Genomic DNA, 19,237 nt, shown 5'->3' with positions numbered 1-19,237 from the left:
GTCAGCCAGTTATTCTCCGCTGAATAGCGGGCTCAGGGCAGCGGCCTTCTCGGCCGCGCCCTTCAGTCCTACGAACTCCAGCCAGTTGCCCAGCATCTGGTAACCCTGTTCGGTCAGCACCGACTCCGGATGGTACTGCAGGCCCCACAGCGGCGCTTCGCGGTGCGCCAAGCCCATGATGACTCCACCGGCGGTCGCCGCAATGATCTCCAGCTCAGCCGGGATGCTCTCGCGTACCGCTGCCAGGGAATGGTAGCGCGTTGCGGTGAACGGGTTGGCTACCTGGTTGAAGACCGGGTGGTTCTCGTGGTTGACCAGCGAGGTCTTCCCGTGCATCAGCTCTTCCGCGTGCGTGACCGTTCCGCCATAGGCCTCGGCGAGCGCCTGGTGCCCGAGGCAGACGCCGAGCATCGGCTTGCGCTGCGCTCCGCACCACTTGATCAGATCGATGCTGACGCCAGCTCCTGAAGGCTCTCCGGGCCCTGGGGAAATCAGCACGCCGTCGTAGTCTGCGGCCAGCTTGGTCGCTTCCTCAACGCTCAGATCGTCGTTGCGGTAAACGGCGGTTTCCGCGCCCAGCTCCTGCAAGTAGCCTACGAGGGTGTACACAAAGCTGTCGTAATTGTCGATCACAAGGATCTTGGTGCTGCTCACGGTGTGCTCTGGCCAATCGTTGAATCGGTAAATGGGCTGATGTACTGGTTCAGCCATGGGAAAACGTACATCATCAGTAATAGCACGATCGCGGCAATGAGAATCAATGCTTCAAGAATACGAAGCCACAAAGGGCCGGGCAGGTTTCTGAATATCCAGGCGTACATTTCTTCTCCTAGCTCGTTGCGTCAATGACCATGTCGCGGATTTCCTTCGGCGGTCCCGCGTCCAGGGGGCGCCAGTCGGTGAGTTCCGAGTAAGCGATCATGCGTTGCTGGGTCGAGTACTTCGGATGGCAGGTGGTCATGGTCAGGATCGACTTCGTTGGCTCCACTCCCCACTGGTGCGGGGTGGGCAACAGGACATCTCCGTTGGAGGGAGCCACAATCTCGGTGGCGTACCAGGTATAGGTGTAATACCCTTCGGCGGTCTGCAGATAGATCTTGTCGCCATCCTGCAGCTTGTCGATGTCCCAGAAGACCTGGCCATGGGTCTGGCGGTGGGCCGCGACAGCGAAGTTGCCCAGCTCCCCCGGCTGCTGCGTGGTCGGATAATGCCCGATGCCGAGGTTGTCGATCACGTGGTCTTCCACACCGTAGGTCACCGGGTGGTGCGAACCGTTAGCGCCGAAGCGCGGGAAGTACATGATGCCGAAGGTTTCTCCGGGAACCAATTCCGTGACCGGAGCCGGACCGTAGTCCTTCTCCTCTTCTTCCTCATTGATTTCCGGCACCTTCACGTCGCCGAGTTCCTGCACGAGATTTGCGGTGACTTCCTTCTGGGCCTGTGCCGAGTCGATGTTCGTCCACCACAGTTCCCACACCACGTAGAGCATCAGCAGGATGCCAAGGGTAATCAGCAGCTCACCAAAGAACCCGGCGATACGGTTCCCTGCCGACGGTTGTCGACGCTGCATGCGACGACCCTGCGCTGTGGCGGTTCGGTTCACGGCGGTCTGGCTCCTTAGGCAAAAGAAATGCGCGAATCAGGTCAACTAACGTGGGCCGATGCTGGCCAAAACCCAGAGTTCCAGCGGGTAACGGCTAGTATTGAAGCTACGTAGGAATGCACTAAGCAGTTCTCAGCATTCTTGCACCCAAGCCTACCGGGAAGACCTGAAGGTCACCCACATTTACTACATTAAGCAGATGAAGCCGAGGGAGCATTCGAGTGCCGGAGTCAAAGCCACGACGCAAGAAGAATTCACAGCCGCAGGAGACGCGCCAGAACTCCCATGCCATCGATAAGCCGATGCCGGGCTGGTACAAGCCAGTCATGTTCGGACTGATGCTTCTGGGCCTGCTGTGGATCATCGTTTATTACGTTTCGCAGACCCTGTACCCGATTCCGAATATCGGCGGATGGAACATCGTCGTCGGCTTCGGAATCGCCATGGTCGGATTCTTCATGACAACAGGCTGGAAATAGGCCTATCGCCGGTCCCCTTGATGAAAGGGACCGGCGAAGCTGTTTAATGGCGGCCGTTGATATTAGTGGCTGACGGCTTTCAATCCGATGATGCAGCCGACGAGGCCGAGAATGAAGACCATCTTCAGCACGCTGAATGCTTCCTGCCCGGTGGCCATCGAGTAGATGACGGCAAGCGAGGCGCCAATGCCCACCCAAACGGCATACGCGGTGCCCACGGGGATCTCTTTCATTGCGTAGGCCAGTCCGCCCATGGAGATAACCAGACCAACGAAGAAGACGATGGTCGGAACGAGTTTCGAGAAACCCTCGCTCATGCCAAGAGCGACGGCCCATACGGCTTCAAACAGTCCGGAAACGATCAAAACTATCCAATGCATGCCAGATACTTTCTGGCCGTCTTGTCGCGTTCCGGGTACGGCTCCCTCGTCCGGGTCCAAGCAGTTATTGCTGGTGACCACCTCAGGCTAGCAAATGCAGGTCATGCTGTCTTGCGGCTGTGACCAATATGCCACCTATCCGCCTGAGGATTGGCGAATCCACCGCCCAGCGCTGAAAATACAGTGGCACATCGATAAACCATTGCTCGTTGAGCACCTGCAGCCCCTTGGCTTTCTGCAGCTGCGGCTCCGGTACCATCCCCCATCCCATCCCTGCTTCGATGGCCGCAACAAATTGCACGGAGTCCGGTACATGGTGGATCTGTCCCGCCGGGCGCGCCTTGGCTCCGGCAGCCCGCTCGAGCATGAGGTGCTGCAAAGGATCCTCGCGATCAAAGACCACCATAGGGGTGCGAATCAGTTCATCCGCGCTCCCGGTGGGTACATGGCGTTGGGCCACCGTAGCTTTAGCTGCCGCGCGGTAGCGCATTGCCCCCAGCTTCTCGCTGATGCATCCCTGGATGTTCTCTTCAGAATTCGTGACCACTGCACTGACACGGCCTGTCCGAAGCAGCTCCAGTCCCCTGTTTTCATCCGTTCGCACAATTTCGCAGGAAAGGTCCTCAAATTTGGCGAGCTCGGAGAATACCGGACCGAACCATGTGGAAAGCGAATCCGCGTTGACTCCGATCGCGATCTGGACTGGTTTCTTCGAGGCGATCTCGTTTGAGAACTCTGCACTGAGCAAGGACATCTGACGCGCATAGCGCAGTACTTTGGTTCCTTGCTCGGTGGCAGCAACCGGTCGACTGCGAACTAGCAGAATTGCCCCCAAACGATTCTCCAGCGCTTTGATGCGCTGGCTGACCGCCGAGGCGGTAATCCCCAGATCAATTGAGGCATCATCGAAACTTCCCGCATCCACAACTGCCAGCAGGGTTTCAAGTTGTTCCACATCCATATTCACATAAGGAACTCTAATGTAGATTCAGGAACTTAAGTTCGACGCAGTTTAAGGATTCTCTTACAGTTTTTACATGTTCTCTGGACCCTTGTTCTTCGGCTTCACCACGGGCTTGTCCCTCATCATCGCCATTGGTGCGCAAAACGCTTTCGTCTTGCGCCAAGGAATACGGAAAGAACATGTTTTCATCACTGCGCTGGTGTGTTCGTTGTCAGACGCAGTATTGATTGCCGCCGGCGCCAGTGGCATGGGAGCACTGGTCGAGCGAGCGCCTTGGCTATTGATGATTGCGCGAATTGGCGGTTTCATCTTCTTGGCAAGCTACGCGATTTTCGCTTTCCGTCGGGCGTTGAAGCCCGAAGCGCTGAAGGTCTCTGCACTGCCTGGCGCAACATCGGTCGCTTCAATCGTCGGAACGACTTTGGCCCTCACCTGGCTGAACCCGCATGTGTATATCGATACGGTTCTGCTTCTGGGGTCAATGGCCACTTCCCAAGCCGCGGGCGCACCTCACTTCGCCATTGGTGCCATCCTTGCCAGCTTTACCTGGTTCTTCGCACTCGCCTATGGCGCGCGGTTCCTGGCCCCGCTCTTCGCAAAGCCGAAAGCGTGGCAAGTACTGGATATAGCCATCGGTTTCGTCATGCTCATCTTCGCGAGCATGCTGATCCTTCCAGTCTTCACCAAGTAATCCACAGGCTAGAACTTTTATCCACAGTCTTTGTGCACAACTTTAATGAACAGTTGTTCACAAAGTTATCCATAGCTGGGGAAAAATGGGGGATATTGAGTGGATTTCTTCAAGGCTACCAAGTCAAGTACGCTTCCAAGGCGTGAAATCACATGCTTGTAAGTTATTAACACTGTGGATTTCCATTGTGGATAAGGCTTGGGTTCGCCATTTGCGCCGCGATTTGCCAGATTCGTTTAAACTTTCGAGCCCAAAGTTATTAACAGACTTGGGGTTCGTATATGCACTATCTACAGGGGTTGTTTAAAAGTTATCCACAGTTGGGGACAAAGCTGTGAGTATTGCGTGCTTGAAGGCGAATACCCTTGATATCAAGGGGGAGCAGAGCTGTTAATAACCTTTATGCGCAGAGAGTTACACGCTTGTAAGTTATTAACAGTGTGGATAAGCAGTGTGGATAAACGGTTCGTCGTTTTTTCGAATTACCCCAAGGGCCACTTCACAGCTTCGGTGGAAATGTAGACCGCGGCTAGCAACGCAATCGATAGGGCAGTGAGCAAAAGTATCTGCGTTCGCGCACGTTGTGGATTACTTCTCGGGATAAGCACGATGCAGCAGGCTCCGAGAATACCCAAAATCGCGCCGCCCAGGTGTCCCTGCCACGAGATACCGGAAATCACGAAGCCCAGAGCCACATTCAAGGCAAGGATGATTCCCATGGAGCGAAGTGCCTGCTTATTGGATCGGAACACGACGAAAGTCGCGAGGAATAGTCCCGCCAATGCGCCTGAAGCTCCGAGCGTGGCGCTGAGCGGATCGCTCAGCAGGAGAACTCCCAGTGAGCCGCCAAAGGCACTGAGCAGGTATAGCCAGGTGAAGCGCAGCCGCCCCATTCGCGGCTCGAGCATGGTCCCGAAGATGTAGACACCGTACATGTTCATGGCCAGGTGCAGGAAGGAACTCGTGGAGTGGGCAAAGGCGCTGGTTATCAGGCGCCATGGCTCATAGGCAGCCAGAGCGGGGGCGAGTACAAGCTGATTAGTGAATCCGGGGATGATCCACTGCAGCAGATACACCAGCACGTTCAGGCCGATGAACGTGTACGTGACAACAGGGGCGCCGGAGCGGGCCCGGCCACCGAACTGGGTTTTCTGCTGTGGCAGGTTCTTATTGGCTTGCGCTACGCAGTCCACACAGTGCACACCCACGGGTGCAGAGACCTGGCACTGCGGGCAGATCGAGCGCCCACAGCGGTTGCACGAAACATAGGACACCGTCTGCGGATGCCGAAAGCACGTAGGAGCAGCTTGGCCCTCTGGGGAAACCTGTCCGAAGGACATCGGTACCTGCCTTGCGTTGGGGGAGTAAGGATTAAATGCCCGAGGCCCCGGCAATGCCTGCTAGGAATCGCCGGAGCCTCGTGGTGGTGCGCCTGTGCTGTTACAGGGTCTCGATGTCGACCGAGTTGATGACGACGTCTTCCAGTGGCTTGTCACGGCCATCGGTAGCAACGGCGTTCAATGCGTCAACGACCTTGCGGGAATCTGCATCGACAACTTCACCGAAGATGGTGTGCTTGCCCTGCAGCCAGGTGGTAGGAACGGTGGTGATGAAGAACTGCGAACCGTTGGTTCCACGACCCATACGGATACCCGCATTGGCCATAGCCAGCTTGTAAGGCTCGTTGAAGTTCAGTTCTGGGTGGATCTCATCATCGAACTGGTAGCCTGGGCCGCCGAAGCCCTGGCCCAGTGGGTCGCCACCCTGAATCATGAAATCGGAAATGATGCGGTGGAAGATGGTTCCGCTGTACAGCGGGGTGTTGGACTTCTTGTCACCGGATTCTGGGTGTACCCACTCCTGCTCACCGGTCGACAGGCCAACGAAGTTCTTTACGGTCTTCGGTGCGTGGTTGCCGAAGAGCTCGACAACGATATCGCCCAAAGTAGTGTGAATCGTGGCTTTATGAGTTGCGTTTGCGGTCATGCCCTCATTCTTCCATGATCTATGCTCGACCCGCTAAATACTGACGTACGCGTTGAGTGAAAATTTGGATGACTTTCAGGCTGCTGGTCCGCTTATGCTGGCTACTTGGCATGGAACTGCCTAGTCTTGAACTGTCGGTTAGTGTGAATTTCTTCGGATCGGGAGCAATGCATGAGCAAGAAGAGCAAAGCAGGAAAAGTACTAGCCGTTGGCTTGATTGCGGGACTTGTCGCGGTGCTGGTTGCCGTGTGGAAAGCCTCGAAGCCTATTGAGGATCCATGGGAGAACGAGCCGCTTCCTGCACATCCGCACCAGCCTGCTGAATCAAGGGAAGCAAGCGTGGAAGAAATCCGCGAAATCCTCGAAGATGACAAGTAATCCTGGCTAGGCTTCAACTTTTGGTTGGGCTTGCCCTCGGATCACGAGGGCAAGCCCTACGAGTATCACCGCCAACCCGGCATAGGTAGCGATAGAAACTACCTGGCCTAAGAACAATGCCGCCAGGATTGCTGCTCCAGGGATCTCAAGCAGAATCAGCGTCGAAACCGTCAGCGGACCGAGCACGCTGAGCAAGTGATTCATGGCGGTATGGCCGAAGATCTGGGCGCAAAGCGTCAGCAGAATGATCCCTATCCATCCTCGAGCGTCAAAACCCCAGATAGGGGTCCCAGTCACGAGGCACAGGATCAATAGCACGACGGCGGTAAACGCATAGCAGCTCGAGGCATATGTTGCAGTTCCCAAGGTCCTTCGTGCCACGGATCCGGCCAGCGTGTATACCGCGGCCAAGATGCCGCCGGCCAAGGCCAGCAGATCGCCAATGATGGCGTCCCGCCCCAGTCCCATATCGAAACCCGTGATGATGATGGCGCCAAGCAGCGCAACGCCCATGCCAAGGAAAACCTGGGTCCGGTATTTGGTGCCGCGCAGAACCTGGTAAATCGCGATCCAGACACCTTGGATGCACACCAGCGCAGTACCGGCAGCCACACTGGTCAGCCGCATCGAATACATGAAGCATACGAAATGCAATGCAAGAGCCACGCCGGCAATCCCGGTGAAGAACCATTCCCGCCCGGTCATCTGCAGATAGGCTTTTGAATTTTTGCGCAGCGCCGGTGCGCTGAGCACAGCCGCGGCAGCGCCATTGCGCCAGAAGGCCATGGAGAGAACCGGGACACCCGGGAAGGCGGCGATTATGGGGCCGGATGCCGAAATACCGAGGATTCCGACCAGGGCAAGCAAGATGGTCACCAACCCAAATTACAGTTTCCGAACGCAGGGGCTTCATTCATATGCCGAAGCCGGCGAAACCGGCGATTCCGTGGAAGAGTCAAAATATGCACAATTTGGCATATGAACTGCAAAACGCCATGTTTTCTGTCTATTTTACCGCTTTTCTCCGCCAGTATGCAGCGATCAATGCGCCGGACAAGTTATGCCAAACAGAGAATACGGCACCCGGCAGCGCCGCCTCCGGCGAGAAGTATTGCTTCGCCAGCCCTCCGGCAAGACCCGAGTTCTGCATGCCGACTTCGATGGCAATCGTGCGCCGGGAATCCTCGGGAACCCGCAGGAGGATGCCGATGGCATATCCCAATGCCAGGCCCAGTGCATTATGCAAGACTACCGCCACCAAGACCAGCAGCCCGGCCGTCACGATTGTCCGCGCGCTGCCCGCGACGATGACCGTCACCACGAATGTAATGGCCAGCACCGACAGCCATGGCAGCGCACCGCTGACCTTGTCCACGAACCGATTGAACAGCATGCGCAGGAAGATGCCCAGCACCACCGGGATCAAGACGATCTGGACAACACTGATTGCCATGGATCCCGCATCGACCGGCATGTACTGGCCAGCGAGCCACAAGGCCAGCGCTGGAGTCAGCAAAGGTGCGAGCAAGGTCGACACCGAAGTCATGGCGACGGACAGAGCAACATTGCCGCGAGCCAAGTACGAAACCACGTTGGAAGCCGTGCCTCCGGGCGCGCAGCCAACCAGAATCAGGCCGGCTGCCAATGCCGGTTCAAGTTGCAGCATCATGGCTACCAGCCAGCCCATCGAAGGCATGATGATGAACTGCGCTGCGACACCGCACAGTACCGGCAAGGGATTCTTGAACACCAACGCGAAATCCGGCATGGTCAAGGTCAGCCCCATGCAGAACATGATCACCATCAGCAGCGGATTGATCCAACTGGAAAGTCCCAAGAACGCTTGGGGCATGAGCATTCCGCATAATCCGCCGAGCAATATCAGCACAGGGAAGAGCAGTACCGCAATGCGGGAGTTTCTTTCGGTTTCTTTGGCGTTCGCCTCGACGGTGAAAGGGCTGGGCTGTTCATTTGGCACCTAGGTAGTCTGCCACTAATGAGGTGCCGCCACAACGAGACAACTGAAGTTAATCCTTTGCCCTAGCCATATTAACTTGGGTGTCACAGGCAATCCTCATGCTGGAGACGTGAAGGTAGCAATTGTCGCTGAATCGTTCCTTCCCCATTTCAATGGGGTGACCAACTCAATCCTCAAGACCTTGGACCACCTGAGAAAGACGGGCCATGAAGCCGTCGTCATCACCCCCGCAGGCTCGCTGGCAGGGGAGTTGTCGGGCCACGGCGTGCCAAAGCTCTACCAGGGCTTCAAGATCCTCACGGTTCCTTCCATGCCGTTGGCCAGCTATCCGGAGGTGCGGGTCGCTACTACCAGCGTTAGCCGGCTGCGCAAATTGCTGGCTCGAGAGAGAGCAGATGTCGTTCATCTGGCTAGCCCGTTCATCCTGGGCTGGCAGGCGCTGCGCGCCGCACAAGAGCTGGACTTGCCCACGGTGGCGCTGTATCAGACCGAGGTTCCAAGCTACGCGGCACGCTATAAGATGCCATGGCTTACCCAAAGGCTCTGGGAGCACGTCAGAGCGATCCACACCGGTGCGGACCTGACGCTGGTGCCAAGTACGTTTTCCTACCAGCAGCTCGAATCCCTGGGCGTCCAGCGCCTGGCCATTTCAGGCAGGGGAGTCGATACAGCCCAGTTCACGCCACGACGGCGCAGCGAGCACTTCAGACAGGCGGTCGCCCCGAATGACGAGGTGGTCATTGGCTATGTCGGCCGGCTGGCGGCAGAGAAGCAGGTTGCCGACCTGGAGGCCTTGGCGGACCTTGAGAATACCCGCCTGGTGATTGTCGGTTCCGGCCCGCTCGAGGACGAACTGCGCAGCCTGCTCCCCAATGCCCACTTCACCGGTTTCCTTTCAGGGGAGCGCTTGGGCGAGGTCATGGCCTCGATGGACATTTTCGTCCATCCCGGAGCCTCGGAGACCTTCTGCCAGACCATTCAGGAAGCGATGGCCTGCGGCGTGCCTGTGGTAGCCGTAGGACGTGGGGGACCGCTGGATCTGGTGGATTCCTCGCGCACCGGTTGGCTCTACCAGCCGGGGAATCTTGATGAACTGCGCAGCCGCGTCAGCGACTTGGCGTTCGACGATGCAAAACGCCTGGCTTTTGCCAGCGCCGCGCTGAGCAGTGTCCAGGATCGTTCTTGGCACGGCATTGGCCAGCAGCTGCTTGGGCACTATGAGCAGGTCCGGATGGCCAGGATCCGGCACTAGCTGGACAGAAAAGTCTTTCAGATGCGCAAAAGGCGGAAAGCTGTCGCTTTCCGCCTTTTGGCAAATGTGGAGCCTAGGAGAATCGAACTCCTGACATTCTGCTTGCAAAGCAGACGCTCTACCAACTGAGCTAAGGCCCCGTATTCAATTCTGAAGCTTCCGCCCCGTGATCAATTCAGCTGAACCAATCAAAAAGAATTAGCGGAAAGTTTTCACTTTCCGCCACTTTCTTTTGTGGAGCCTAGGAGAATCGAACTCCTGACATTCTGCTTGCAAAGCAGACGCTCTACCAACTGAGCTAAGGCCCCAAAAGCTTTAGGAAACTTTATCGGCTACCTGATGCCAGGTTTCCTTTGTTTCCGACGAAGCCTTCGCCTTCTTGACCAAGACTACTGCAGCAGTCGCGATCGATGCGAGAACCAGGAACTTTTTCATTGCTTCCTCTTTCCCTCCAGCAAGGTTTCCGTGGGCGTACCAAGACTTGAACTTGGGACCTCTTCGTTATCAGCGAAGCGCTCTAACCGCCTGAGCTATACGCCCTTGCTTTTGTTTTGTTCCCTTCGGAACGAAATAAAACTTTACCGGTGTTCCCCGAAAGATACAAATCGAGCCCGGGTGTCATGCATCACAGCACGAATCCCGGGCTCGACAAGGGGTGTTCCTAGTCGTCGGTGAGGGTAACCCCGGCGCCGCCGACCAGCGAAGCTGCAATGTTGTACAGCACCGCGCCAAGCATGGAGACCACGGAAATCACCACAACGTTCACCACGGCGATGATTGTCGCGTAGGAAGCCACCTGGCCCAGCGACATGGTGTCGCGCAGGTCGAAGTTTCCGTCGGCGCCGATGGCGTCGCGCATCAGCTGGTTGAACGAATCAAAGGTTCCGGTCAAGTCCAGTACGGCCCAGATGCCTACGGCTGCAACCACGGTGATCACGCCAAAGGCGACCGAGAGCAGGAAGGCCAGCTTAAGTACCGAGAAGGGTTCCACCTTGGATACCAGCAGGCGGGCCTTGCGGACCTTGGCCTTGGGGGCTGGGCGAACCAGGCGTTCCTGGCCATTGGCTGGACGCTGCTGGCCGGTTGGGCGCTGGCCTGCAGGGCGCTGCGGCGATCCCGCCGGGCGCTGGCCTGCTGGACGCGACTGTCCTGCCGCTGGTCGTGCACCGGCGCTAGCCGGGCGGGAGCCTGTACCGGTCGGAGCCGGACGCTTTACCTGGGTAGGTCGCGGCGCTGCGCTCTTCGGGGCACCGCCGCTGGGGCGTGGCGTCGAGGGCGTGCTCATGCGTTACCTCCGTTAGTGTTGTCTTCGTTTTCGGCGCCGGAATCAGTTTCTGGCGCAGCCGATGACTCGTCGATCGTGTTTTCTGCGTCCAACGTTACGGCATTTTCCTCCGAGTTCTCCTCGAGCCCGGTCTCAGAGTTCTTGGCAACGGCGAGGATGCGGTCCTTCTTGTCCGGCTTGGCGAAGATGACGCCCATCGTGTCGCGGCCCTTGGAAGGAACCTGCGAAACTGCGGAGCGGACCACCTTGCCCGAGCCCATCACCACCAAGACCTCATCGGTCTCGTCGACGATCAGCGCGCCAACCAGCTCGCCGCGTTCCTCATTGAGCTTGGCCACCTTAATGCCCAAGCCACCACGGGATTGCACGCGGTATTCCTCGACCGTTGTGCGCTTTGCGTAGCCTTCGTTGGTCACGGTGAACACGAAGGATCCCTCGCGGACCACGTCCGCTGCCAGCAGCTCATCCCCGTCGCGGAACTTCATGCCGGTGACGCCGCTGGTGGCGCGGCCCATTGGGCGCAGGGCGGTATCGGTGGCGGTGAAGCGGACCGACTGGCCCAGGCGTGAGACGAGCATCACATCGTCGGATTCGCTGACCAGCTGCGCGGAGACCAGTTCATCGCCGTCGCGCAGGTTGATCGCGATGACGCCGGCGGTGCGGTTGGTGTCGTAGTCCTCCAGTCGGGTCTTCTTCACCAGGCCGTTGCGGGTGGCCAGCATCAGGTAGGCGGCATCCTGGTAGGTGCGCAGATCCAGCACCTGGGCGATGTGCTCATCGGGCTGGAAGGCCATCACATTGGCCACGTGCTGGCCCTTGGCGTCGCGGCCGGCTTCGGCCAGCTCGTAGCACTTGGTGCGGTAGACCCGGCCGTGGTTGGTGAAGAACAGCAGCCAGTTGTGGGTCGAGGTGACGAAGAAGTGCTCTACCACGTCGTCCCCGCGCAGGTTCGCGCCCTTGATGCCCTTGCCGCCGCGGGCCTGAGAGCGGTAATTGTCGATGCGGGTGCGCTTGACGTAGCCGCCGCGGGTGATGGTGACGACCATTTCCTCTTCCGGGATCAGGTCTTCGACGCTCATGTCGCCGTCGTAGCCCATCAGCACCTTGGTGCGGCGGTCGTCGCCGTGCTTGTCGACAATTTCCTGCAGCTCTTCGGAGACGATCTCGCGCTGGCGGGCTGGGGAAGCGATGATTGCCTGGAATTCGGCGATCATGCGCTCGAGCTCGGCGTGGCGGTCCTGGATCTTCTGGCGCTCGAGAGCGGCCAGGCGGCGCAGCTGCATGTCCAGGATGGCGCGGGCCTGATCCTCGTCGATGCTCAGCAGTTCCATCAGGCCATCGCGGGCGGCCTCGGTGGTGGCCGAGCGGCGAATCAGCGCGATGACCTCGTCCAGGGCGTCCAGTGCCTTGAGCAGGCCACGCAGGATGTGGGCTTCTTCTTCGGCCTTCTTCAAGCGGTATTCGGTGCGTCGGACGATCACTTCGATCTGGTGGGTGACCCAGTGGCGGATGAATCCGTCCAGCGGCAGGGTGCGCGGCACCCCGTCGACGATCGCCAGCATGTTGGCGGAGAAGTTCGACTGCAGCTCGGTGTGCTTGTAGAGGTTGTTCAGCACCACCTTGGCCACGGCGTCGCGCTTGAGCACGATGACCAGGCGCTGGCCGGTGCGGCCGGAGGTCTCATCGCGCATGTCGGCGATGCCGGAGATCTTGCCGTCACGCACCAGCTCGGCGATCTTCACCGCGAGGTTGTCCGGGTTGGCCATGTACGGCAGCTCGGTGACCACCAGGCAGGTGCGTCCCTGGATTTCCTCGACGTTGACCACTGCGCGCATGGTGATCGAGCCGCGGCCGGTGCGGTAGGCGTCGGCGATGCCCTTGGTGCCCAGGATCATCGCGCCGGACGGGAAGTCCGGGCCCTTCACGCGCAGCATCAGCTCGGCGAGCAGCTCTTCGCGGGAGACGTCAGGGTTCTTCAGGTACCACTGCACGCCCTCGGCGACTTCTCGCAGGTTGTGCGGCGGGATGTTGGTGGCCATGCCCACGGCGATGCCGGAGGAGCCGTTGACCAGCAGGTTCGGGAAGCGGGCCGGCAGTACCGTGGGTTCCTGGTTCTTGCCGTCGTAGTTGTCCTGGAAATCAACGGTGTTCTCGTTGATATCGCGGACCATTTCCATGGCCAGCGGGGCCATCTTGGTTTCGGTGTAACGCTGGGCGGCGGCGCCGTCGTTGCCCGGCGAGCCGAAGTTGCCCTGGCCCAGGGCCAGCGGGTAGCGCATGACCCAGTCCTGGATCAGGCGCACCAGCGCATCGTAGATCGCGGTGTCGCCGTGCGGGTGGTACTGGCCCATGACTTCGCCGACCACGCGGGCGCACTTGTTGTAGGCGCGCTCCGGGCGGTAGCCGCCGTCGTACATCGCGTAGAGCACGCGGCGGTGCACCGGCTTCAGTCCGTCGCGCACATCCGGCAGCGCACGGCCGACGATGACTGCCATGGCGTAGTCGAGGTAGGACCGCTGCATTTCGGTCTGCAGGTCGATCTGGTCGATGCGGCCGCCGTCGTGGACCGGATCGATGATCTCGCCGTCCATTGGCGCGTCCTGCGGGGTTTGCTCGTCGCTCAATTTCTTCCCTTACAAGTCAAAAAGTCTTCGGTGGATATCTGTGGTGGCTGCGGCCGGCTAGATATCCAGGAAGCGCACGTCCTTGGCGTTCTGCTGGATGAAGTTCCGCCGGGACTCGACATCCTCGCCCATCAGCACCGAGAAGATCTCGTCGGCGGCTGCCGCGTCGTCCATGGTGACCTGGCGCAGCGTGCGGTGCTCCGGATCCATGGTGGTGTCCCACAGCTCCGAGTAGTCCATCTCGCCCAGGCCCTTGTAGCGCTGGATGCCGTTGTCCTTGGGCAGGCGCTTGTTGGCGGCCTGGCCGGCGAGCAGCGCCGCGTCGCGTTCCTTGTCGGAGAACACGTAGTCGTGGGCGGCGTTGGACCACTTGATGCGGTACAGCGGAGGAGCCGCCAGGTAGACGTAGCCGTGCTCGATCAGCGGGCGCATGAAGCGGAAGATCAGGGTCAGCAGCAACGTGGTGATGTGCTGGCCGTCCACGTCGGCGTCGGCCATCAGCACGATCTTGTGGTAGCGCAGCTTGGCCATGTCGAATTCTTCGCCGATGCCGGTGCCGAAGGCGGTGATCATCGCCTGCACTTCGGCGTTGCCCAGCGCGCGGTCCAGGCGGGCGCGCTCCACGTTCAGGATCTTGCCGCGCAGCGGCAGGATGGCCTGGGTGTGCGGGTCGCGGCCGCGCTTGGCGGAGCCGCCTGCGGAGTCGCCCTCCACGATGAACACTTCGCACTCGGAAGGGTTCTTTGAGGAGCAGTCCGAGAGCTTGCCCGGCATGCCGAAGGATTCCATCGGGGACTTGCGGCGGGCGTTGTCGCGGGCCTTGCGGGCGGCCAGGCGCGCCTGCGACGCCAGCTGGGCCTTGCGGATGATGTCGCGGGCCACGTTCGGGTTGCGCTCGAACCAGTCGCCCAGCTCCTCGTTGACCACGCCCTGGACGAAGCCGCGGGCGATCGAGTTGCCCAGCTTGGTCTTGGTCTGGCCTTCGAACTGGGGCTCGGAGAGCTTGACCGAGATGACTGCGGTCAACCCTTCGCGGGCATCTTCGCCGGTGAGGTTGTCATCCTTCTCGCGCAGGATCTTGTTATCGCGCGCGTAGCGGTTGAGCAGGCCGGTCAGTGCGGCGCGGAAGCCCTCTTCGTGGGTGCCGCCTTCATGGGTGTTGATGGTGTTCGCGTAGGTGTGCACGGATTCGGCGTAGGCGCTGGTCCACTGCATCGCGATTTCCAGGCTGATGCCTCGTGCTGCATCTTCGGATTCGAAGGCGATAACCTCGTCGTGGACCAGCTCGATCTTCTTCGCCGCGTTCAGGTGCTTGACGTAGTCCAGCAGGCCGTCCTTGTACAGGTAGTCCACGGTGCGCGGCTTGACTACCTGGTTCTCGATTTCCTCTTCGACTTCGGCCTCAGGCTCTTCGATCTCCTGGACGCGCTCGTCGGTGAGGGTGATGCGCAGGCCCTTGTTCAGGAAGGCCATCTGCTGGAAGCGGGCGCGCAACGTCTCGAAATCGAATTCGGTGGTCTCGAAGATTTCCGGATCCGGGTAGAAGGTCTGGCTGGTGCCGGTCAGCTCGGTTTCCTCGCCCTTGGTCAGCTCCTGGACGGTGTGGCCGCCGTTGGCGAAACCGATGCGCCATGCGTGGCCCTGGCGGCGCACGATGGTGTTGACCTTCTCGGACAGCGCGTTCACCACGGAGATGCCCACGCCGTGCAGGCCGCCGGAGACCGCGTAGCCGCCGCCGCCGAATTTGCCGCCGGCATGCAGGATGGTCATGACGACCTCGACGGTTGGCTTGCCCTCGGTGGGGTGGATGTCTACCGGAATGCCGCGGCCGTTGTCCTCGCAGCGTACGCCGCCATCGGCCTGCAGCGTGACGTTGATGGTGTCGCAGTAGCCTGCCAGCGCCTCATCGACGGAGTTGTCGACGACTTCGTAGACCAAGTGGTGCAGGCCTCGCGGGCCGGTGGAACCGATGTACATGCCCGGGCGTTTGCGTACCGCTTCGAGTCCTTCGAGGACGGTAATATCCTGGGCGCCATATGTGTGTTCGACTTTGGAAGTCATCGATTCCGCGGGAACCTGGCTTTCAGCCGGTTCCTGCGGTGAAGCATTTTCGGTAGACACGGGTGCTACGAACTCCTCGAATTTAGCGCGCGATGGCCCTCTGCGACGGATTCTGCGCGTCGGGCAATCATGGTCTGGAGGGACTCCGGCGCGGGCGTTGCCCGCAACGGAGTCAATTCACTACCTCTAATTCTACCGCGTAGACCAAAATAAACGGTGACTTTGAGGCCTAAATCGCCCACCAAAAGCTGGTAATTGACGTTCTGAGGCAGTTGCGGCGATCAAGTGAGGGGGGATCCAGCCTCCGGGTCCGTGAGTGCGCCATATGCCATGCCAGCAATTTCTATCCGTAGGTGTCGCGCGGCCCCCGGCCGGCCACCGAACGCATCCCGTGGCGCCAGGAGGGAGCGTTGGGACCCAGCACCTTGAGCACGGTGACGATCCCGGGGCCCAGCTCGGCATCGAATTTCTTCAGGATGTCGTGGGTGAGCAGGCGCATCTGTGCTGCTCGCGCTGTCGTATCGCAGCGCATCACCACCACGGTGTCCTCGAAGGATTCAGGTTTGCAGTGCTTCGCGTTCTCCACGCCGATGATGTCCTCCCAGCGTCCGAGCACCGAGCCCACAGCGACCTGGGTGTTCCAGCCGCGCGACTTGGACAGCCGGGAGACCACTTCGCCAATGGCGCGCGGGTCGCGAACCGCTCCCTCGGCAGATTCCGGCCTTTCCTCGGCGAATCCGCGGCGGGCGGCCTTGCGCTTGCGCACCCTTTCCATGCGGGCGGCATCGATGCGCCGCTCGCCGCGTTCCTCGGCGAGCTTGCGCATGCGGTTGAGCAGCGCCTTGGCCGCATCGATCTCTGGATCGAAGCGGTGTTCATCTCGTTCCGATGGCTCATGCATCGACAACCTGGCCAGGGGAAACCTGGAAGAAATGTCCCTTCAGCGCTTCGGGGACATCTTCCACAACGGCGGCGGTCACCAGCACCTGCTCAGCTCCGGCAACGATGTGCGCCAAGCGATCACGGCGGGTGGTGTCGAGCTCGGCAAAGACATCATCCAGGATCAGGATGGGGCCTGATCCAGGACGCGGATCGTCATCGCCGAAAACACGGTAGGCGGCCAGGCGCAAGGCCAAGGCAAAGGACCAGGTTTCCCCGTGCGAGGCATAGCCCTTGGCAGGAGTTGGGCCCAGGATCAGGGTCAGATCGTCGCGGTGCGGTCCGAACAGCGAAATTCCGCGGTCGACTTCACGGCTGCGATTCGCTTCGATGGCGTTCAGCAGCAGTTCCTGGATCTCTTCTTGCTCCAGGGACTCAAGATCATCAGCTGGCAGGCTGTTCTCGTCGAGTTCGCCCTCGAGCGAGGAACGGTAGATGGCGCGCGCTTCTTTGGCGCCATCTGCCAGATCTGCGTAGGCGGCCTGCATGTATGGGCGGATCAAGGCCAAGACGTCCAGGCGTCCGCGCATCAGCCGAGCGCCGGCCAATGCCAGTTGCAGATCCCAGGCCTTGAGCGTGTTCTCCTGCGAGGGGCTCAGTGTGGACTTGCCGCGAATGGACTTGAGCAGGGCATTGCGCTGCTTCACGATGCGCTCGTAGTCGTTCTTGGTGCCGGCCTCCACCGGGCGCAGGGTTACCAGAAGCTCGTCCAGGAACTTGCGGCGGTTGGACGGATCGCCCTTGATGAGAGCCAAGTCCTCGGGGGCGAAGAGTACAGTGCGCACCATGCCAAGGATCTCCCGTGCGCGAACCGGGTTAGCCCGGTTGATGCGCGCCCGGTTGATCTTGCCGCTGGTGATCTCGACCTCGAGCACCGTGGTCTGCGGGCCATGATGCACAGTGCCCCGGATCAGCGCGCGCTCGGAACCGAAAGTCAGCAGGGGCGCGTCATTGCTGACTCGATGCGACGAAAGGTTGGCCAGATAGCCGATGGACTCAACGATATTGGTCTTGCCGACCCCGTTGGGGCCGATCAAGACGTTGATCCCCGGGGCTAGGTGCACGTCGGCCTGCGCATACGAGCGGAAGCTCGTGAGTGAAAGCTGCGAGATATACACCGGGGTCCTGACAGAAACGAGGTGGCTGATGGCCGGAGCCATCGACCACGAATTGGCTTAGTTCGAGTTTGGCAATCGAACCGGCATCACGAGGTAGCGATACTGGTCCTGGTCTTCCTCATCCAGCTTCTTCTGTCCGGTCAGCATGGCCGGCTTCGGTGCACTGGTGAAGGAGAAGCGCACGAAATCGGTGTTGAAGGAGTTCAGGCCCTCGGACAGGAAAGTCGGGTTGAAGGCAACCACGATGTCTTCGCCGCGAAGCGAGGCAACGATGGCTTCTTCAGCCTGCGCGTCTTCGCCGGTGCCAGCATCCAAGGTCAGCTGGCCATCGGTGAAGGCCATGCGAACTGGAGTATTGCGTTCGGCGACTACCGATACGCGGCGTACAGCCTCCATCAGCTCGCTGGTGCGGACGGTTGCATGAATTGGCGTATCGCTCGGGAACAGCGAGCGGATCTTCGGGTATTCGCCGTTGATCAGCAGCGAGGTGGTCCGGCGGTTGGAGCTTTCGAAGCCAACCATCTCACCGTTCTCGCTCATGGCAAGCTTCAGTTCGCCGGAGTTCGAGAGAGTCTTGGCAACTTCGCTGAGCGTCTTCGCCTTGATCAGGAAGGACGTCGAGATTTCTGCCTGGATCGGGGTCCAGTTGAGTTCACGCAGAGCCAGACGGTAGCGGTCCGTGGCCAAGAAGGTGATCAGATCATTTTCGATCTCAACCTTGATGCCGGTGAGTACCGGCAAGGTGTCGTCCTTGGAAGCGGCGACAATAACCTGCGAAACAGCTTCGGAGAATGCCTGGCCATCGATGGTGCCGGCGATAGCTGGGAGTTCAGGCAGGGTTGGGTATTCGTCTACTGGCATGGTGGCCAAGTGGAATCGTGAACGGCCGCAGGTCAGCGAGATTTTCGAGCCATCGGTTTCCAGGGTGACGGTGGAGTTGGGCAGAGAGCGGGTAATTTCTGCCAAGAGCTTGCCGGATACCAGGATCGAGCCCTGCTCGGAAATATCTGCAGGGATCTCGATATGCGAGGAAATCTCATAGTCGAATCCCTCGAGGCGAACAAGGCCTTCGTGGGTCGTGATGAGGATGCCTGCCAAAACAGGTGATGGTGGTCGCTGCGCCAGGGACCGGGCAGTCCAGGATACGGCGTCCGCCAATACATCCTTTTCAACGCTGAACTTCACGAAAAATCCGCCTTTCGGAACCCATAAGTCTTAAGTCAGGCCAAGAAGGTAGTTCCCTCGCCAAGTTCTTAAGCATAGAGCAGGTAGTTGCACGTTCTATCCATCTAATCTTGCCACGCCCTGATAGCGCAACGTCAGCTCAGTGAACGAAGTGTGGACGATGCAACAAAAAATCTGTTCTGCACAAGTTTGGCTCGAGGATGAACAGTGGACTCGTTATTTGGAGGATTAAGGATTTAAAGGAGAAGTGTTAATAACCCTTGTGGATACTGTGGATAAGGCCCATTACCCTAGATCTTCCGGCAATTGTGCAT

General features: G+C 59.5%; 20 protein-coding genes, 3 tRNA genes and 1 riboswitch. Of the genes, 4 read left to right on the top strand and 19 right to left on the bottom strand.

The genetic code is table 11. The features are described from left to right. Window positions 1-9: 9 nt before the first annotated feature. From ATK23_RS13765 to ATK23_RS13760, 3 genes are read right to left on the bottom strand one after another with little or no spacing between them, the layout of a single operon-like run. Complete coding sequence (locus ATK23_RS13765; protein ID WP_066142736.1) at window positions 10-654, bottom strand: anthranilate synthase component II; 645 nt, start codon at window positions 652-654, stop codon at window positions 10-12. Next, window positions 651-821, bottom strand: a complete 171-nt coding sequence (locus ATK23_RS16485; RefSeq protein ID WP_038992718.1) for a hypothetical protein — start codon at window positions 819-821, stop codon at window positions 651-653. Before ATK23_RS16485 ends, ATK23_RS13765 begins: the two co-directional genes overlap by 4 nt. Before the next feature lie 8 nt (window positions 822-829). Next, a complete protein-coding gene (locus tag ATK23_RS13760; RefSeq protein ID WP_066142739.1) occupies window positions 830-1,603 on the bottom strand; it encodes a class E sortase in 774 nt (257 codons plus the stop codon). A gap of 221 nt (window positions 1,604-1,824) precedes the next feature. On the opposite strand from ATK23_RS13760, the gene ATK23_RS13755 reads away from it, so the two are divergent. Then, on the top strand, window positions 1,825-2,082 hold the full coding sequence (locus ATK23_RS13755; protein ID WP_038992721.1) for a cell division protein CrgA: 258 nt from the start codon (window positions 1,825-1,827) through the stop codon (window positions 2,080-2,082). Between the two features lie 62 nt (window positions 2,083-2,144). Here ATK23_RS13755 and ATK23_RS13750 read toward each other — a convergent pair whose 3' ends face one another. Both ATK23_RS13750 and ATK23_RS13745 read right to left on the bottom strand, forming a co-directional pair. Beyond that, window positions 2,145-2,462: a DMT family transporter gene (locus ATK23_RS13750; RefSeq protein WP_038992722.1), complete on the bottom strand. Its 318-nt coding sequence runs from the start codon at window positions 2,460-2,462 to the stop codon at window positions 2,145-2,147. Window positions 2,463-2,473: 11 nt separating this feature from the next. Further along, window positions 2,474-2,541, bottom strand: a riboswitch (guanidine-III (ykkC-III) riboswitch). Window positions 2,542-2,544: 3 nt separating this feature from the next. Then, complete coding sequence (locus ATK23_RS13745; protein ID WP_066142742.1) at window positions 2,545-3,423, bottom strand: ArgP/LysG family DNA-binding transcriptional regulator; 879 nt, start codon at window positions 3,421-3,423, stop codon at window positions 2,545-2,547. A 76-nt stretch (window positions 3,424-3,499) separates the two neighbouring features. On the opposite strand from ATK23_RS13745, the gene ATK23_RS13740 reads away from it, so the two are divergent. Then, window positions 3,500-4,117 (top strand): LysE/ArgO family amino acid transporter, encoded by a 618-nt coding sequence (locus ATK23_RS13740; RefSeq protein ID WP_052253937.1) that lies wholly within the window; start codon window positions 3,500-3,502, stop codon window positions 4,115-4,117. 482 nt (window positions 4,118-4,599) lie between these two features. Here the strand turns inward: ATK23_RS13740 and ATK23_RS13735 are convergent, their stop codons facing one another. Beyond that, window positions 4,600-5,310 carry a rhomboid family intramembrane serine protease gene (locus tag ATK23_RS13735; RefSeq protein ID WP_052253938.1) on the bottom strand — a complete coding sequence of 237 codons (711 nt, stop codon included), beginning with the start codon at window positions 5,308-5,310 and terminating at the stop codon, window positions 4,600-4,602. A 247-nt stretch (window positions 5,311-5,557) separates the two neighbouring features. Further along, complete coding sequence (locus ATK23_RS13730) at window positions 5,558-6,103, bottom strand: peptidylprolyl isomerase (RefSeq protein ID WP_038992728.1); 546 nt, start codon at window positions 6,101-6,103, stop codon at window positions 5,558-5,560. Window positions 6,104-6,274: 171 nt separating this feature from the next. Between ATK23_RS13730 and ATK23_RS16400 the strand changes: the two genes are divergently transcribed. Further along, on the top strand, window positions 6,275-6,481 hold the full coding sequence (locus ATK23_RS16400) for a hypothetical protein (protein ID WP_149596070.1): 207 nt from the start codon (window positions 6,275-6,277) through the stop codon (window positions 6,479-6,481). Between the two features lie 6 nt (window positions 6,482-6,487). Here ATK23_RS16400 and ATK23_RS13725 read toward each other — a convergent pair whose 3' ends face one another. Continuing rightward, a complete protein-coding gene (locus ATK23_RS13725) occupies window positions 6,488-7,357 on the bottom strand; it encodes a DMT family transporter (protein ID WP_066142748.1) in 870 nt (289 codons plus the stop codon). Between the two features lie 130 nt (window positions 7,358-7,487). After that, window positions 7,488-8,459 carry a bile acid:sodium symporter family protein gene (locus tag ATK23_RS13720; protein WP_066142751.1) on the bottom strand — a complete coding sequence of 324 codons (972 nt, stop codon included), beginning with the start codon at window positions 8,457-8,459 and terminating at the stop codon, window positions 7,488-7,490. Window positions 8,460-8,568: 109 nt separating this feature from the next. Between ATK23_RS13720 and ATK23_RS13715 the strand changes: the two genes are divergently transcribed. Then, window positions 8,569-9,711: a glycosyltransferase family 4 protein gene (locus ATK23_RS13715; protein ID WP_066142754.1), complete on the top strand. Its 1,143-nt coding sequence runs from the start codon at window positions 8,569-8,571 to the stop codon at window positions 9,709-9,711. A 67-nt stretch (window positions 9,712-9,778) separates the two neighbouring features. On the opposite strand, the gene ATK23_RS13710 is transcribed toward ATK23_RS13715, so the two are convergent. From ATK23_RS13710 to dnaN, 10 genes are all read right to left on the bottom strand, one after another. After that, window positions 9,779-9,851 (bottom strand) — tRNA-Ala (locus ATK23_RS13710). A gap of 95 nt (window positions 9,852-9,946) precedes the next feature. Then, window positions 9,947-10,019, bottom strand: a tRNA-Ala gene (locus tag ATK23_RS13705). 7 nt (window positions 10,020-10,026) lie between these two features. Beyond that, window positions 10,027-10,146 carry a DLW-39 family protein gene (locus tag ATK23_RS16815; protein ID WP_211286071.1) on the bottom strand — a complete coding sequence of 40 codons (120 nt, stop codon included), beginning with the start codon at window positions 10,144-10,146 and terminating at the stop codon, window positions 10,027-10,029. Window positions 10,147-10,177: 31 nt separating this feature from the next. Then, a tRNA-Ile gene (locus tag ATK23_RS13700) sits at window positions 10,178-10,251 on the bottom strand. Window positions 10,252-10,372: 121 nt separating this feature from the next. Then, window positions 10,373-10,996: a DUF3566 domain-containing protein gene (locus ATK23_RS13695; RefSeq protein WP_038992733.1), complete on the bottom strand. Its 624-nt coding sequence runs from the start codon at window positions 10,994-10,996 to the stop codon at window positions 10,373-10,375. Further along, window positions 10,993-13,620, bottom strand: a complete 2,628-nt coding sequence (gene gyrA, locus ATK23_RS13690) for a DNA gyrase subunit A (RefSeq protein WP_066142757.1) — start codon at window positions 13,618-13,620, stop codon at window positions 10,993-10,995. Before gyrA ends, ATK23_RS13695 begins: the two co-directional genes overlap by 4 nt. 57 nt (window positions 13,621-13,677) lie before the next feature. Further along, window positions 13,678-15,681 carry a DNA topoisomerase (ATP-hydrolyzing) subunit B gene (gyrB, locus tag ATK23_RS13685; RefSeq protein WP_201739606.1) on the bottom strand — a complete coding sequence of 668 codons (2,004 nt, stop codon included), beginning with the start codon at window positions 15,679-15,681 and terminating at the stop codon, window positions 13,678-13,680. A gap of 343 nt (window positions 15,682-16,024) precedes the next feature. Next, the gene (locus tag ATK23_RS13680) at window positions 16,025-16,582 is read right to left on the bottom strand and encodes a DciA family protein (RefSeq protein WP_038992736.1); all 558 of its coding nucleotides are present in this window, start codon (window positions 16,580-16,582) and stop codon (window positions 16,025-16,027) included. Then, window positions 16,575-17,738 carry a DNA replication/repair protein RecF gene (recF, locus tag ATK23_RS13675; protein ID WP_066143389.1) on the bottom strand — a complete coding sequence of 388 codons (1,164 nt, stop codon included), beginning with the start codon at window positions 17,736-17,738 and terminating at the stop codon, window positions 16,575-16,577. Before recF ends, ATK23_RS13680 begins: the two co-directional genes overlap by 8 nt. Window positions 17,739-17,795: 57 nt before the next feature. Further along, the gene (gene dnaN, locus ATK23_RS13670) at window positions 17,796-18,923 is read right to left on the bottom strand and encodes a DNA polymerase III subunit beta (RefSeq protein WP_066142763.1); all 1,128 of its coding nucleotides are present in this window, start codon (window positions 18,921-18,923) and stop codon (window positions 17,796-17,798) included. Window positions 18,924-19,237 lie beyond the last annotated feature (314 nt).

This window comes from Glutamicibacter nicotianae, assembly GCF_002797775.1.
Lineage (GTDB): Bacteria > Actinomycetota > Actinomycetes > Actinomycetales > Micrococcaceae > Glutamicibacter > Glutamicibacter nicotianae.
The sequence above is the reverse complement of the archived record's forward strand: the minus strand, read 5'-3'. Positions and strand labels throughout refer to the sequence as shown.